The following is a 16,200-nucleotide window of genomic DNA, read 5'->3' on the forward strand; positions in this document are numbered from 1 at the left end:
ACACAATACTAGAACGCATTTTCTAAAACTGTGTTTACTTCAAGCTGCTCGAAACCGCGGAGTTGAGCTTTCTTTCATGTTAATACGCCAGTTTATCATGGAATGATGATGAATCATTCAAGATGAAAGTAAAAAGCTATGGCGTGTAAACCTAAAAGCACACATCCCTTATGTATACCGACTCGCAGTGAATATCCGTCTGGGTGAGAGACCGAACGCAAACACTGTGTAGTCAAAGGTGGATTGTGTTGTCAGATTGTTCTGACGAATTTTGGTTTTTTGGTTTTATATCAAAGCTTTATTTTTATTTCGCTATTGAGCGAAGTTTGACTTTTATCTGACAAAAACTAGTCTGAGCTTCCATTCAGAGGAAGCAGTCATGCTCAGTATTCTTAGAAGTATTACGGTATCGTCCGTCGCCTTAATTTTTTTAGCGAGTTCTTTTTGCTCAACTGCCAAACAGAGTCCTAAACCGAAGGTCATCGTTGGTGTTATTGCGCAAGACGAAGCTAAAGACTCGTTTGACGGTAGCGTTGGTCCTTCGTACGGAATTAGTCTTGAGTATTTGTCTAACATTACTAAAGCTTTGGATTATGAGTTAGAACTTCGGACTTACAAGCATATTCCGTCTTTACTTGCGGATGTCGAAAGCAAGAAGATTGATGGTGCGGTTGGATTTAGTAAAACAGCAGCAAGAGAAAAGCGTTTCTTGTTTTCGATGCCTTTCTTTTCGAGCACTATCGCGGTTTGGTATCGGAATGCCACTTACCGAGATAGTGATGCGCGTGATCTTAAATGGGTGTGTGTTGAGGGCAGTGTGTATTGTGACAACCTCACTGAACGCGGTATCGATAAGATACATTACGTTAAAACACGTTTAGAGGCGTTTAATGAAGTTAAGCGAGGTAAAGCGAACGCGCTGATTTACACTTATGTTGGTATTACCCAATATTTGGATTTGAATGACATTGTAAAAGGGGTTGTCGATATTCCCAGTTGGTTGAAAAACGAAGAGGTGAGTTTTATCGCTTCGTTGGACAAACAGAGTCTGATCGATGACATCAACAAAATCCTTCAGTGGGAGCAAAATGGAAAAAACATTCGCTCCGTCGCCTCGAAAAATCCTTACCATATCAGTGATAAGTTATTGGTAGATTACCGACGTAATCATCAAAACAAACTAGTGATAACTTACAGCAGCAGTGACGAAGCTTATCCGTTTCTCTACCGAGATTCGCAAACGGGCGAGTTAGATGGCTTCTTTCCAGATTTTGTCGACTTATTGCAGTCTCGTACTGGCTTGAGCTTTAAGTATGTGAAGCCGACGTCGAGCCTTTCTAATGGATTAACGGCATTTGATGCCGATATAGTCCCCATCTCTTATGTGGGTGAGCTACCTAAGTCAGATTGGTTGTTCACTAAACCATTCATGCACAGTAATTACGTGGCTATCCAAGCGGAGCAGAGTAAGCGCGATAAATCTGCACTGAAAGAAGCGGGTATTCTGCTCACTTTGAAAAAGCAAGGGTTAGTTCATTTGGGCACTTGGCAGCAAGGCCAAGTTGATCATTATGATGATTTGAAAAAGCTGCTTACCGATTTGAAATCGGGCGTTTTGGATGTGGCTTATATTCCTGACGACATCGTTCACAACATGATTGCACAAGATCAAGTCGATGGCTTGGTGATCAATGCGGAGGACGTTTTGACGTTCTCTAATGCATTTGCGGTTGCAAACCACAATACACAACTGCAACACATGTTGAACAGCATCATCGAAACCATTGATTCTAACGAGATCGAAAAACTGCTGCGTTCTCACCGAAGCTTCAAACTGACTTATGGCTATGACGCGGAGCAGATCGCTACATTTGTTGTTGCTGGTTCATTCATATTCTGTCTCATGTTAATTGCGGCGTATTTCATCTTATCTCACATGCGACTTAAAGTGAGGTTAGCCGAATTTAATGCTGACAATGAGGAAGCGGAAAAGCAATGGCTGATGGACATCATCAAAGAGATCAATAGCTTGGTTTTTATCCATAGTGAAAATAACCATATGGAGATGAGCAATTGTGCTAACTACAACAGTAAACAGTGCCAACAATGTAAGTTGAAAAGTGATTCTGCACACGCTCCTCTGGTGAATAATTTTGATGAACTGACCACTGTTATTGCTGGAAAGCGTATTTCAGAAGAGGTTGCCTCGTCGGGCTGTGAACTTGATATTAAACATGTATATCGAGAACGCAAAGTCATCGCTTCTCCTAGCGGTAAGAACAAGTTTGTACTGACTGTTATTCAAGATATTACCCAGCAAAAAGAACGTGAGCAGGCGTTAATCGATGCGCAAAAAGAAGCGCAAACCGCGGTACGTGCGCGCGAAAACTTTTTGGCAACCATGAGTCACGAATTAAGAACGCCATTGTCGGCAGCACACGGCATCCTCGATTTGTTAAATCACCAAGTGACGGCAGATTCAAATCGCGAGTTAATTGCCCAAGCCATACGCTCGCTCAATCATTTGAATACGTTAGTAGACGAAGTACTGGATTATTCAAAGTTAGAGGCAGGGTACTTAACCGTCGCCCCAGTTAAGACCGACTTGCTTAAAACCTTGTGCGATGTGTTTCGAAGCTTTGAACCACGAGCGCTCGCGAAAGGTTTGGATTACAAAGTGACAATCAAACCATTTTCGAATGCTTTCATTGAAATCGACGCGCTGCGATTGGTGCAAATTACCACCAATCTACTCTCCAATGCGGTGAAATTCACTGCGGAAGGCGAGGTTGGAATCAGTGTCATTCTTCATGAAAAGCAGCTTATCTTGAAAGTGGCAGATTCAGGTATCGGCATGACGGATGACCAACTCGAAGGCATTCTCAATCCTTTTGTTCAAGCGGATGACACTATTACGCGTAAATATGGCGGCACTGGATTGGGGCTGAGCATTGTTGACCGATTGATCGACTGCATGGGCGGCGTGCTCTGCATCGATTCACAATTTGGCTTAGGCACGACGATTACCGTCAAACTGCCAATTGAGCATTGCGACTCTGAGCCAGACGTTTGTTTGAACTGGACGTATAGCGAGAGCTTACCACTTAATATTCGCCAGTGGTGTGACGCGTGGAAAATGCGTCCAGCGACGTTAAAAACAATGGTGGCGAACCTTCACCCTATACACGACAGCGATGCCAGTTTTAATGGCCTAATGCTGCGTGACGAACAAAGAGTACTTGGCAGTCTTACGTTAAGAGAGCTTCAGTATCCAGATACATTGTTCAATTTGCTCAGCCAAACGCAGCAAGAAACCAAGCTTAGTGACGTAAATCAAGAAGTGGTTTCTTGGGTTCTCGGCACGGTACTGGTCGCAGAAGATAATCCCATTAACCAAAGTGTGATAGCAATGCAGCTTCATGAACTTGGAATCGAACCTGTCATTGTAAATAACGGCCGCGAAGCATGGGAATACATCAACCAAGATGAAAACGTTGTGTTGCTGCTGACCGATTTTCATATGCCAGAAATGGATGGCTATGAGCTTGTTAGGCACGTGAAAAACTCCGAATTTAAAGCAATTCCAATCATCGGTGTGACAGCAGAAGATGCTCGTCTTGCCATTGAGCGCACACAGGATATCGGCATTGATGATGTGCTCTACAAGCCCTATGACCTTAATCAATTAAAAACCGTTTTGATTCCATTTATTGGCGAAAAAGAGAGGGGTAGGCTGCCCGGCTGGATTAAACGGTTCAAAGCACAGGACGCAAAAGAGATTGCGCGCGTGTTTAGTCAATCAATGTCTACAGATATAAAAAACTTAAACGCCGCATCGACTGAGCGAGACAAAAAACGGGTCATTCATGGCATCAAAGGAGCGGTTGGGGCGATAGGGGTAAGCATGCTGACTGAGCTTTGCATTGAGGCAGAACGAGTTACTGCTGCGGAGTTTGACAGGCGAACAGCGGAGCTAATTTTACGAATCGAGCAGGAGATCGAAAACATAAACTATTGGGTAGAGACAAATGAATACACAATTTAATGTGATGGTGATTGATGACCATCCGCTACAAACCACAATACTTACGCAAATATTGGATCGCTATTGCGCGCAAGTCATCCCTTTTAACTGTGTGGATGCCGCTATTCAGAGTGTGCAGGAACAATATTTTGACGTGATTTTTTGTGATATCCAAATGCCCGGAAAAGACGGCATCGATATGATGGAAATGCTCGATAAAGTCCAGTACCAGGGGCAAGTTGTACTGGTCAGTGCAATGGAATTGACCATTATTTCTGCGGTAAGAGCCATGTGCGAGGGATTTAGCTTTGAAGTATTAGGGAAGCTGCCCAAGCCATACGATGAAAATGAAGTCGTTGATTTGTTGGGTAAAATAAGAGATGAAAAAGCGAAACAAGTCAGCTTTGCTCAACCGATTGAAGTGGAAGATCAAGAATTCCTGTTTGCTCTGGCTGAAGGGCGCGTGAAAAATTATTACCAGCCTTTAGTCGATATGCAAAGTGGGGAAGTGCTTGGGTATGAAGCGCTCGCGCGTTGGAATCATCCTATTTATGGTGTGTTACCCCCTCATTATTTTTTGCCAATTGTAGAGCGTTGCCGCCTTTCAGGAGAGTTGTTTCAAGCTGTATTGAGTAATGTTATCTATGACATGAAACACCGCGGATTGACGCAAAACGTATCCATCAATGTAGACCATGAAAATTTAGAAGATACGGCGTTCTCTCATTACTTTTTACAGCAATGTTTAGAGAGCGAGATTGACCCATCACAAATCACCATTGAAATTACAGAGCGAGATACATTTCAGACTAGCGCGTCCCTGTACAAGAATTTACTCAAGTTGAGGATGAACGGTGTCACTGTCTCAATAGATGATTTTGGCACGGGTTCATCAACGTTTGAAAAACTGGCTCAACTGCCATTCAACGAGTTAAAAATCGATCGTTCGTTTGTACAAGGTGTCGAATGCGACATCAAAAAACGCAACATCGTTGTTGCTATTTGCGCGTTAGCGAAAAGTTTGAATATACGACTGGTCGCGGAAGGTATTGAAGACGAAGTCACATTGCAAGCGATACGTGAGTATGGGATTGATCTTTGCCAAGGCTTCTACATTGATAAACCCATGCCACTAGAAGCCATAACCATACTAAATGAAAGATATGAATAAATTGAATTACTTGATCTTTGACGATCATCCTCTCGTTTGTGTTGCAATCAAGTCGTTGTTGGAAGAGTTAGGGAAAACAAATGGGGTATTTACTGCAACATCAGCGAAGATGGCATTACAAATATTGAAAAAGGAAGAAATTCAACTGTTGATCTTAGATGTGAACTTGGCAGATTGCGATGGGTTTGATTTCTACAAACGTATCAAATCCCATGGTTATGAAGGCAAAGTCATTTTCTTCTCCGCTGAAACTAGCCAAATGTACAGCCAAATGGCTTTTCGTTCTGGCGCTGATGGCTATGTGTGTAAATCGGAAAATCACGACATTCTTAAAGACGCGATAGAAGCGGTAGAGAAGGGGTATACCTTCTTCAAATTTAAGCAAGTTGTTAACAGCGTTCGAGAAATGCCACAACTTTCAAGCAGAGAAAGCGCAGTAATGAAGTATTTACTACAAGGAAAGTCCAATAGAGAAATCGCTTCAGTGCTATCAATAAGTGACAAAACAGTCAGCACATACAAACGTCGTCTATTGGATAAATTTAACGTAAAGAACATTGTTGAGCTAACAAGAGTGGCGGGGGCGTAAGACCGCATCATGACACTTAAAAGTATCGCGTTGTCTCTTTTCATCGCAACATTACTATTCGTCACTTCTGTCACAATGATTGGTGCGGTGTTAATTTCTTATGAAGTAAAGCAGTTCAACACTTACGCGAATAATTTAGCCAAAATAAAACAAAAAGTAATTCTCATGGGGCTATTGACGGAAGCGCAGCTCGAACAATACAAAGGCATGAGCGTGAGTGAAGTAGAAGCGCAAACAGAGCTGAGCTTTCAAGATGCGATTTACTCCCTGTCACGTTATGAAAAACTTAATTACGTTGAAGCTGTTGCACGGAAATCGCTTCATCAGGCTGAAGCGTATTTATCAAATGCGTTCAATCGACAAAATGCCGTTATGTATTTTCGTTCTTATACTGGAAACAAACTCATCTTAGAGAGACCGATTGAAGCGCTAGAGGGAGTGAAAGCCACATTTGATGTTGATTGGTGTAAAAGTAACTATTCTTGTGTGTTAGCCGCGTGGAAAGAGCAACTAACGGACCGGGTATTGTTTTCCCTACCATTTAAAACGACATACTCCGATGACATGGCGATAAGCATCATGAGTCCGGTTTACTTTCAAGGTGAGTTAGTGGGAGAGTTCTCGGAACAATTATACCTCTCGCCGCTTTATAATGATGGGAAAGCGGTGGATGTTCAAATAGCGAATGGGAACAAACAAATGGTGATTTATTTCGCTGGCTACCCCTTTCCATCATTCGCGTACACCCAATCATATGTCGCAGACAACAACAATCTTATCGTTTACATGTACCCATTCAGCAAAATTGTATTGGATTACGTGTTCTTGTTTATCATCCTCTTTTTCGTAACCTTAGCGTATTACAACAAAGCTTATGAATCTGAAGAGAGCAAACTTCGCCTCGCGAAAGCACTGACGAACGTGACGAAAGATGATTTAACGGGATTGTTTAACCGCAGAGTCTTTCAAGATAGCGAATTCAAACGTCGTTTGGAAACCGCGCCATATTCCGTCATTGCAATAGATGGCGATAGGATCAAGCGAATCAATGACCATTACGGTCACCATGTAGGGGACGAAGTTATTGGGATTATTGCTGATGCTATGTCTAAAGTGTTTCGAAATAGTGATTATCTAGTTCGAACTGGTGGTGATGAGTTTGTTGCGATTCTGCCGGGTTGCAGTATCAGCCAATCTTCAATATTGGCGAAGAAGCTTCGTAGTGTCGTTAAAGATAACCGACTAAAAACCTTGGATATCGAAGTTAGTGTGAGTACTGGTATCGCGGCGAATGAATTACACGAAACGCTTCAGGACGTTATTGTACGTGCAGATGAAGATCTCTATGAGATGAAAAAACACAGACAAAAGTCCCATTAAGCAGGTCTAGTATTGACTAAATGTTAAGTTACGGAACATAACCATGACATAACTGTTTGATTAATTTGACCAAACAGAATGAGTGGTCTTTTATATTAGAGCAGTCAACAAATAGTGATTGCTCTATTTCTTCTCGACCTTACATCTGGTGTCGCACGTGAACAAAGATCTCGACTTAAACTTACTTAAAATACTTGTCTTACTGGATAAGCACCGTCAGCTCAAGCCCGTTGCGAAAGCGATGGGGAAGAGTGAAGCGTCAATTAGCAAATACCTTGCCCGATTGCGACTCCAGCTAAACGATGAATTGTTTATTCGGCATCCTCATCACATGGAACCAACGGACTATTTAAAACGTCAATTACCTAAAATTTCCGATGCACTAGAGAAGCTTGAAACTTGTCTAATTAGAGATGAGTTTGAACCGGAAAATTACGAAAAAGACATCACCATTTGTTTACCGCAAACCGCTCAATACTCATTTGGGCATTTACTTGCAATGGATTTAATGGTGCTGTTTCCCAAGGCGCACATTTCGATAGCAACGATTACAGAGTATACGATAGAAGAGATAATCCTAGGCAAAGTGGATGCGCAGTTACATTACTTCAACGAGGATGTTCCGAAATCTGTTTATCAGAAGTTCATCGGCTATGCGCCTGCTGTGGTAGTTGTCCCTGAAGAGCTGGGAATTACCACCCTGGAAGAAGCAGCCAAACTTCCCTTTATCATGTTAGAGATTATCGGTTGGAAAGAGAAAGAGCAGCTCGTTAAGCGTGCAATGGAAAGCCACGGTATGGTCATCAACCGTATTGCGGCTCTAGACAACGTAAGCAGCGTATTGAAGCTAATTAAGCAAAAAAGCGCCGCAACCGTATTACTTGAATATCAGGCGCCAATTGATGGATATAAATTTATAAGAGTGCCAGAGCATTTTTACCCAGATGGCTGGCCAAAAGTGGTTGTACAGGTGAAGCAAAGCTTAAGACATGATGCAATGCACCAGTTGTTAATCGGTGCTATTGCAAAATACATGAGCGCTTAGCGGCAAAACTCAATGTTTTCTGACTGAGGAATAGTATGCAGAAGTTCAATCAACGTGTCCGCATGGTACTTTTTCAGAATACGCGTTTTGTAGGTGCTGATTGTTTTAGCGCTGAGTGAAAGTTGTTCAGAAATCTTCTTATTTGAGTAGCCTTGTACAAGATAATGGAACACCATGGCTTCGCGATTTGAAAGTGTTACGTTACCCGACGATGGTGTGTGAGTCGACTTAAACATTGAGTAACCGCGTGAAACACTCACAATTGCGTCGATAATGGTCTCTCTTGTTTCATGCTTGCTTAAGAAGCCGTTTGCGCCCATTTCGTACGCTGCTTTAGAAAGACTCGAGTAGTCGCGTGAAGAAACAAATAACAGTCGGCCACGATATCCCGTCGCTAAAATGTTTTTGGCTAAACGCATACCATCGCGGTCGCCAAGCACTACGTCTAGAATAATCAAATCAATCTTTTGGCCTCGAACAAGATCCATCACTTCCGCACTGTCAGTGGTTTGAATCACTTCAGCTGCGTTGATTACGGATTCAACTAGAGAAGCAAGTGCTTCGCTATACAATGGTTGAGCGTCGATAATAAGAACATTATTCAAAGTTAACCTCACCTAATACATCAACTAGTGTGCTGTCAGGCGACAGCGCAATTGGATGAATAGGATTGTAGGAAAAACCTTGCTAAGAGGAAGGAAAATGACTCTTTCCAAAAGTGAAAATCAGTGTCTTGATTATGGGAATAGCGATGTCAGGTATTGAAATACCTAGTGATAGGATAATTGCTTAAAACTTACGCTGACAAAAAATTAACAAACTGAAAGTGCTCTTTCAGTGTTCTACGCCTTCAGATTTTCTTGTGATGTTTCTAGCGCTTCGATTTAAACCCGTGTGTTAGCAAGCGCAGTTTTATACCAAGCCACTTGAAGAGAGCGTGTTCTACACCAGGCATGAGCACGGTAGCCAACTTTGTAATGATATCTGTTAGATAGGTTTGGCTATTGACGCTGAACATTACTTCAAATTATTTCTAAACTTTTCATTGACTCTGCCGCTAAAAGTGGAGGTGTTAATTCGCACTTTGGCCACTCATAATGTCGTGTTCAAAAATGAGACAATTTTACATGGTTTGGTATGGAAATGTGCGTTAGCCGTCCTTTTGATGGTTTACAAATTTTGTTGTAACGACTAAAAAGGACTTTTGGATTTTTAGCCAGAGAATGGCTTCTCATGGCGTTTGCATCAAACTTTTTCTGATGCGTATTTTTGGTTGGATAATTGGCTTTATGAGTAACGTAACCAGCACCATTTTGACAGAAAGTGGTACCAATGAGCTTGAAATCATCGAGTTTCATTTAGAAAAAACATTGCCAGATGGCAGCACAAAAACTTGTTATTACGGCATTAACGTTGCGAAAGTACGAGAAGTGATTCGCGTGCCAGAAACAACCGATTATCCAAACGCACAACCTCATATGATTGGTGTGTTCTCATCCAGAGATGTACTGACGCCTTTAGTGGATTTAGCTGGTTGGTTAGGTGTGCCAACACGACAAGATCTGGAGCGCAAGTTTGTAATCGTTACGGATTTCAACAAAATGACCAATGGCTTCTTAATTGACAGCATTTCGCGTATTCATCGTATCTCTTGGAATGATGTGGAATCACCAAGTCAGTTTTTGGAAGCGGGTGAACAAGATTGTGTAGTAGCCGTTGTCCGTAAAGAAGGCAACCTGATCATGATTCTCGATTTTGAAAAAATCATCGCAGACATCAACCCAGAATTGAGTATGGAAAAATACGATGTGAAAGGGGACAAGTCGGTGGATCTCAACCAGAGAATGGTCGGTAAGCGTAATGCTAAAACGATCATGGTGGTGGATGACTCAGCATTTATTCGCTCTTTGATCCAAGAGACATTAGCTTCTTCAGGTTACAATGTGATCACATGTAAAGACGGTGGTGAGGCGCATGAGAAGTTGATGAGCTTGATCGAGGTCGCGAAAGAAGAAAACTTGCCAGTTAAAGAGCTATTAGATGCGGTGGTTACAGACGTAGAAATGCCTCGAATGGACGGTATGCACTTAGTGAAGAGACTACGCGATACCGAAGCGTTTCATGAAATGCCGATCATTATGTTCTCGTCATTGATGAGTGAGGATAACCGAGCGAAAGCACTATCTCTTGGCGCAAATGATACGATTACCAAGCCAGAGATTGGCCGCATGGTGAATATGATGGATAAATACGTGTTTAACTTTGCGTAAAAAACCGATCAGATGAAACAAATAAGGCTGCCGATTGGCAGCCTTATTTTTATTGAGGGCAGGGAAGAATATCTAAGGTGTAACTCTCGTTTGGAGTCTGCGGTGGCCCATATAAAATTCCGCATTGTGTAAGGCTAGCTCTTTTTTCGTCGGCTGCAGCAATGACCATTTCGCGAGTTGTTGAACCAGCCGGGTGATGAAATGTTTTCCAATCCGAGTCTTCTTCGTTCAGTCCTTGCACGAGTAACTTCATCGATTCGCTATCAGAATCAGGATATCCATATAAAAAAACACAGCGCTTTGAACCACCAATATTACAGCCGTCAAATGGTAAATCTGCCATTAAAGCACTGTCTACGAAGTTTGAAACGTAAGGCTTGCTTTCCAATCCCGCAATCGCCATTTTCCCATAACCCACGCCTAATGCTGACGCAATAGCGCCTTTCATTCCTTCCAAACGTGCTTCACGTGCATCGCTTTGAAGGTTTAAAAAGCGTGGCGCGGCAGTGACAGCAAGAATACCGAGCACGACAATAACTACGACTAACTCTATTAGAGTAAATCCCGTTTGTTTTTTCATATTATTTTCACAGCAAGTTAAAGGTAGAAAAACACTGACCGTACACTTGTTTATTGTGTAAATAAGTACGGTAATGATAAATCGATCAGTAGTATAAAGAGGTGAGTTGTAAAGTGCTATACCGACGCCGTACTAATTGACTGAATCCATTAAATGCAATGGAGAATTCACGGGTCTAATTCTGCTAGATTTTAAGAGGTCATTAATTCCGCTGAAGAAATGCTGCGTGAACAGGCGAGCATGAATCCTCTTCGATGTAAGCAAACATGTACATCAGCGGAATGAAATACAAAATGCAAATGAGGGCGAACCGCACAAATGGATTGTCTTTTTATTCACTTTGATGAATGCTACGCGGAATTCATATCGCAGTATGCCTGAGGTATTCATCATGCGAATGTGCTTTGGTTTTGTGTTTATTTTTCAAATGTAAGAATAATCTAAATGGAATTCGATTCGATAAACTTCCTTGCAATAGGTTTGATATTTCTTGGCTCTTATGTCCAGACCGCAATCGGTTTTGGCTTGGCTATTGTTGCAGCACCTTTACTGATTCTTTGGGCGCCAGAATATGTTCCTGCGCCAATCTGTTTAGTCGCGTTATTTATTTCGTTGATGAATGCGATGAAGCACCGCAGTAGTGTTGAAATCGGCGGCTTAAAGATGGCGTTGATTGGGCGAGTGCCGGGATCAATTGCTGGTGGCTTGCTACTCTTTTTTGTATCTACACAAACTCTCACGCTTTGGATTGGTTTGTTGGTGCTGTTTGCAGTCGTGGTGAGTGTTTTACCGTTTCGGGTTGAGCCTACGCCTTCGCGTATGACATGTGCTGGTTTCTTTTCTGGGTTGTTTGGTACCAGTTCTGCGATTGGAGGCCCTCCGATGGCGTTATTGTTGCAGCATCAAGAAGCAAATCAGTTACGCGGCAACTTATCGGCTTTTTTTGTTTTCAGTTCGATTATTTCACTAATAGTACAAATCCCAGTGGGCTTCTTCACATTGCATCATTTGGTCATTACTATTCCTCTATTACCTGCTGCGGCGCTTGGTTACTGGCTAGCAATGAAAACTACCCAGTCGTTACCAAAAGAAAAGATTCGGTTTGGGGCACTTGTGTTGTGTTTTGTGAGTGGCTTTACTGCCGTCGTACAAGCGTTGAGCCAATAATGCCATCTGCATCATAAAGCCACTGCGGGATTGCATTCCTTTTTATGTAAGGCGGACTTGTTTACTTACGCCAAATTGGTCGTTTAGATGGGCGATAGTTTTATGAATAACACTCGTTATGGCACTTTTATGGCAGCATTCTCCTTTGTGATCTGGGGATTGCTACCAATTTATTATCGTTATTTACCAAATGCTTCTATGGATGAGTTGCTAGCATGGCGAATCATTGGGTCTGTACCTGTCGGGTTTCTAATTGTACTTGGGATAACCCGTCGAGGGCTGAATTGGAAAGAAATCTGGCTTGATAAAAAATCCTTGTGGTACACGTTTGTGGCGAGCAGTTTGATGTGTATTTCTTGGAGTGCGTTCACTTGGGCTTTGACCCATCATCGGGTCATCGATGCCAGCTTAGGCTTCTTTATTGGACCATTAGTATCTGTTGCGCTGGGCGTATTTATTCTTGGGGATAGGCTCTCAAAAGGCAAACTTATTGCAATAGTGTTGGCAACAATTGGTGTTATGTATCAAGTGATTCACTATGGTCAGCTACCCGTTATCGCACTAACGATGGGGTTGTTCTTTGCTTTGTATGGGCTGTACAAGAAGAAGATAAATTATGACTGGAGTACAACCTTGTTTGTTGAGGCGTTGTTACTGACTCCAGTTGCACTCGCCTATTTGCTCTATAAACAATGGGCAACTGGTGAACTGGCTTCGGGCACAGATACCACAACATTGCTTTTGTATTTTGGCAGTGCACCTATCACACTTTTACCACTCGTATTTTATTCTATCGCAATACGTATAACTAATTTATCAACCGTCGGTCTAATGCAATACATCGAGCCAAGCTTGCAGTTTGTGTTGGCAGTTATGTTTTTTGGCGAGTTGTTTGACGAAGTGAAAGCGGTGACCTTTGCATTTATTTGGGTAGGGCTGTTGTTCACAATTTTTGAAAGTATTATCAAAGGGCATCGGCGCAAAAAGCTGGTCAAACACCCCTTATAGTGGTTTCAATATTCTCACATATTAGCTTCTTTATTCTTATGCCCTCATTCGAGGGCATTTTTAATACCATAAAGCATTGGCTTTCGTTTTTTGCCCGAATAGAAATCATAACTTGAGATTATTTGACGCATTATCATAATGATACCGCTATAGTTATAGCCAAGTGACACGCTTATATAAGTGAAAACCAGATCAAGAAGGACGACATATGATCACAGCTCTGTATGCCAACATTCTCGCAATACTCATTATTTGGTTGGCTGTTCAAGTAATTAAGCAACGTCGCTTAAATCAAATTGCTTATGCCGATGGTGGGGTAGAGGCTCTACAAATTGCTCGTAGTGCCCAGAGTAATGCGACAGAATATATCCCCATCACCCTGATTTTAATGGCACTTTTAGAATTCAATAGTGCTTACCCAACATGGATACATCTCACCGGTATTATTTTTGTAATTGGTCGAGTTATTCATGCTAAAGGCATATTGAAAAAAGACTTGAAAAAGCGCATTAGAGGGATGCAGGTGACATTTCTGGTGATACTTTCATTGGTTGTGTTAAATATGATTTACCTGCCATACGATAAGTTATGGTAAGTCTGCGACGTTACATTCCACCACCTTGGGTACTCGTTCTGATTGGATTAGTACTGAATATTGGCGCGATCATCGTTACTAGCTTAGTCCTTGATAAGTTGGGTAAACAGCACTCGCAGCTCGCAGAGCAAACAGCAGAAAACTTGTATTCCATCCAACTCGCATGGAACAGTGTGGAAACCCTAGAAAGGAAAAGAGAAGCTTTACTGCTGCATGTGCACATAAGTCAGAGCGTAGCGATACCTTTAGAGCTAGAAGAGGTATTAGCAGGGCATTTATCTTCTTGGGTTCTCAACGAGTCGGATGAAATAAAAATTGATCAACTTCCTCAACTGATGTCAAAGATAAATCAGGCACAAGCTTCGTATAGAGACCGCATCGATAATTACTACATTGAGAATGTAGAGCTCAATGAGGTAATGGCAAAGCAGGATGAAAAGATCGCTTGGTACAAGAATATCGGACTCTTCTTGCAAGTATTCGGACTTGCGTTAATCCTTGCACGCGACTTAGCTAGGAAGCAATAAAAGCAAGAGCTAAAGATCAGGTTTATTGCGAAATGCCAATGATAGTTTGCAAATTGCAATTTATTCGGTGAGCAAACAGTAGCTATTGGTTAAGTTTTAATGAAAGTGATTAAATAACAACCTGTTTTTGTGCGCTGAAAAGTTGGCACGCCTCATGCTTTAGTATGAGTGACCCTTTCTAAGCCGAGGGTCACCTAGCCAACTGACGTTGTTAGTGAACCATCTTGTTCACAAATATATACAGCCAATCACGACTCCTTGTGGTTGGCTTTTTTTTATGCAGTCTAGAACTGTGCTTTAATCCAGATCATGCGATGGTCGGAAGATACATCCTTACCATCACCATACTTACCGATACGTGCATCGTTAAATAGTTTACGGCCTTCTTCATAAGACGCTGACCAGTACACACCAGAGTCTATTACATTCAAATTTGCTGAAGGCAAGGCATAGTCTACCCCTAAGCCAAACGTTGAAGTGATGCGATTCGGATATGGGTGAGTTGAACTGCGGTCAACAGCGTGTTCAGCTGCACCAAAGCTTGTTGGGTAAAGCTCACCATTCATCACGGTTTGGTTAACCAATGGATCGTTGTGCAGCTCTTGCATTACAGAGCTAATACCGTCACCAGCCACTGGATCAAGGTTTTGATCACCCATCATTACGAATTTAGCGCCGTTCGTTAAGCCACCTGTTTTACCCGCATCGTCGTAAAAATAGTCTTTGCCTTGAATGTAATGATGCCAAAACTCCACTTCTGCTGCGTTTTGCGCTTTGTTTTTACCGGTGTCGAATACTGGTGGAGTAGGATGAGACATCAACAAGTGTACAACTTCCTCGCCATTGCGTGTTGGAATGATGATTGGCGCGTCGACGTGATTTTTCGAAGATAGACGCCCTTGATCCCACTCTTCCGCTGAGTACCATTCATCACCACACTTCATGCCGTCTGGAATCTTTTGCGAACCGTCACAGATAGTAATGGTTGGAATTGTCGCACCTTCCATATCTTTCCATTTAAATGCTTGGAATGTACGTGTGTTTGCTGTGTCAATTTTATACTTAGACATAAGGGCAAATGCATATTGACCATGGTACATGCCAAAGCCCCATGCATCACCTGGCATTTGACCTGCGGTTCCGTTGTTGTCGAGATCAAACTCACTCAACAACCCTGTATTAGTTGAGTAAGATTCAGCATAAGGGTATTCAATAGGCTCAAGGTTTGCTTCACCGCCCGCGCCATCGATACTTTGCGCGACAGACAAGTAGTTCTTCTGGAATCCTTCAATGGCTGCTTTGTTTTCACCTGTTCCATCGTTGTTGTATTCCGCCATCATGAGAACATCAGGACGATTCTTTTGAATGATTGCTGCAACGTTACGAATTTGAATGACTTTTTCCGCAGTGGTTTTGTCTTCGGCTGCGATTGAACCGTCTAAATAAGAGGTGACCAACGCAGCTTGCTGCGTTGGTTCAATTTGCATTTCATCTACCAAAGTTTCGAAGGTAGCGCGGTCAAAAGAGAGGTTGTAAGTCGCTATTTTTACTTCTTTAGGCTGAACATTGACGTATTCAGTATCGTCATTACATCCAGATAGTAGAGCGGCGCCAACAAGGACAGCGATAGAGGTTTTGATTGCTTTCATGGGTACGTCATACCTTATAATTAATTCGGCTGAATATTAAAGTCATCAGTCATTGTTTTAAGCGATATTAGTCACACAAACGTTTTCATATTTACATGTTCAATTAGTTTTTGTGTGATTTGTGCAATAAATGCAACACTTTCAACACCAGAAGGTTATATGTAAATTGTTAAAAAACGGTGTCGTTATTGATGC

General features: G+C 42.1%; 13 protein-coding genes. 10 read left to right on the plus strand and 3 right to left on the minus strand.

Annotated elements, in window-relative coordinates:
- The first annotated feature begins 379 nt into the window (after positions 1 to 379).
- The 5 genes from R7070_RS02760 (at position 380) to R7070_RS02780 (ending at position 8,209) form a co-directional block, all read left to right on the plus strand.
- Positions 380 to 4,045 (plus strand): ATP-binding protein, encoded by a 3,666-nt coding sequence (locus tag R7070_RS02760; RefSeq protein WP_213965854.1) that lies wholly within the window; start codon positions 380 to 382, stop codon positions 4,043 to 4,045.
- A complete protein-coding gene (locus R7070_RS02765; protein WP_256900078.1) occupies positions 4,029 to 5,195 on the plus strand; it encodes an EAL domain-containing protein in 1,167 nt (388 codons plus the stop codon). Before R7070_RS02760 ends, R7070_RS02765 begins: the two co-directional genes overlap by 17 nt.
- Positions 5,188 to 5,784: a response regulator transcription factor gene (locus R7070_RS02770; protein WP_017635347.1), complete on the plus strand. Its 597-nt coding sequence runs from the start codon at positions 5,188 to 5,190 to the stop codon at positions 5,782 to 5,784. Before R7070_RS02765 ends, R7070_RS02770 begins: the two co-directional genes overlap by 8 nt.
- 9 nt (positions 5,785 to 5,793) lie before the next feature.
- Complete coding sequence (locus R7070_RS02775) at positions 5,794 to 7,164, plus strand: GGDEF domain-containing protein (RefSeq protein WP_256900077.1); 1,371 nt, start codon at positions 5,794 to 5,796, stop codon at positions 7,162 to 7,164.
- 157 nt (positions 7,165 to 7,321) lie between these two features.
- Complete coding sequence (locus tag R7070_RS02780; protein ID WP_033906494.1) at positions 7,322 to 8,209, plus strand: LysR family transcriptional regulator; 888 nt, start codon at positions 7,322 to 7,324, stop codon at positions 8,207 to 8,209.
- On the opposite strand, the gene R7070_RS02785 is transcribed toward R7070_RS02780, so the two are convergent.
- Positions 8,206 to 8,814: a response regulator transcription factor gene (locus tag R7070_RS02785; RefSeq protein WP_017821556.1), complete on the minus strand. Its 609-nt coding sequence runs from the start codon at positions 8,812 to 8,814 to the stop codon at positions 8,206 to 8,208. The genes R7070_RS02780 and R7070_RS02785 overlap by 4 nt on opposite strands.
- 684 nt (positions 8,815 to 9,498) lie before the next feature.
- Between R7070_RS02785 and R7070_RS02790 the strand changes: the two genes are divergently transcribed.
- A complete protein-coding gene (locus R7070_RS02790) occupies positions 9,499 to 10,479 on the plus strand; it encodes a chemotaxis protein (RefSeq protein ID WP_021707545.1) in 981 nt (326 codons plus the stop codon).
- A 49-nt stretch (positions 10,480 to 10,528) separates the two neighbouring features.
- Here the strand turns inward: R7070_RS02790 and R7070_RS02795 are convergent, their stop codons facing one another.
- Positions 10,529 to 11,059: a prepilin-type N-terminal cleavage/methylation domain-containing protein gene (locus tag R7070_RS02795; RefSeq protein WP_005376513.1), complete on the minus strand. Its 531-nt coding sequence runs from the start codon at positions 11,057 to 11,059 to the stop codon at positions 10,529 to 10,531.
- A 444-nt stretch (positions 11,060 to 11,503) separates the two neighbouring features.
- On the opposite strand from R7070_RS02795, the gene R7070_RS02800 reads away from it, so the two are divergent.
- The 4 genes from R7070_RS02800 (at position 11,504) to R7070_RS02815 (ending at position 14,356) form a co-directional block, all read left to right on the plus strand.
- Positions 11,504 to 12,226: a sulfite exporter TauE/SafE family protein gene (locus R7070_RS02800; RefSeq protein ID WP_005376512.1), complete on the plus strand. Its 723-nt coding sequence runs from the start codon at positions 11,504 to 11,506 to the stop codon at positions 12,224 to 12,226.
- 102 nt (positions 12,227 to 12,328) lie between these two features.
- A complete protein-coding gene (gene rarD, locus R7070_RS02805; protein WP_031778926.1) occupies positions 12,329 to 13,234 on the plus strand; it encodes an EamA family transporter RarD in 906 nt (301 codons plus the stop codon).
- 208 nt (positions 13,235 to 13,442) lie between these two features.
- Complete coding sequence (locus tag R7070_RS02810) at positions 13,443 to 13,829, plus strand: MAPEG family protein (RefSeq protein ID WP_005376510.1); 387 nt, start codon at positions 13,443 to 13,445, stop codon at positions 13,827 to 13,829.
- Positions 13,823 to 14,356, plus strand: coding sequence for a hypothetical protein (locus R7070_RS02815; RefSeq protein ID WP_033906497.1), 534 nt, complete (start codon positions 13,823 to 13,825; stop codon positions 14,354 to 14,356). The genes R7070_RS02810 and R7070_RS02815 overlap by 7 nt, the downstream gene beginning before the upstream one ends.
- A gap of 284 nt (positions 14,357 to 14,640) precedes the next feature.
- Here R7070_RS02815 and R7070_RS02820 read toward each other — a convergent pair whose 3' ends face one another.
- Entirely contained in the window at positions 14,641 to 16,005 is a 1,365-nt protein-coding gene (locus R7070_RS02820) for an endonuclease/exonuclease/phosphatase family protein (protein ID WP_256900075.1), read from the minus strand.
- Positions 16,006 to 16,200 lie beyond the last annotated feature (195 nt).

The sequence above is a fragment of the Vibrio sp. 1557 genome, from assembly GCF_033340175.1.
Taxonomy (GTDB): Bacteria; Pseudomonadota; Gammaproteobacteria; order Enterobacterales; family Vibrionaceae; genus Vibrio; species Vibrio alginolyticus.